General features: G+C 66.5%; 1 protein-coding gene. It reads right to left on the reverse strand.

The window, feature by feature from the left end; genetic code table 11:
* Positions 1-334: FAD-binding oxidoreductase (locus tag ACVA58_RS27845; protein ID WP_446513490.1), on the reverse strand; the 334-nt coding region annotated here is incomplete at both ends.

The following is a 334-nucleotide window of genomic DNA, read 5'->3' on the forward strand; positions in this document are numbered from 1 at the left end:
GGTTGATCGCGCGGATGGCCAGTGCGTCGACAAACTCCACGCGCGCAATCGGCACGCCCATCTGGATGGTGTCGATCACGGCGGACACCGCATCGCCCATGCTCGGGAACGCGCATACGGCGGCGGACACGGCCTCCGGCTGCGGATACAGCTTCAGCGTGATCTCGGTGATGATGCCCAGCGTCCCCTCGCTGCCGATGAACAGGCGCGTCAGGTCGTAGCCCGCCGACGATTTGCGTGCGCGGTTGGCCGTCTTGATGATGCGGCCGTCGGCGGTGACCACCGTCAGGTTCAGCACGTTCTCGCGCATCGTGCCGTAGCGCACGGCGTTGGT

It is taken from the genome of Photobacterium sp. DNB22_13_2 (assembly GCF_052873915.1).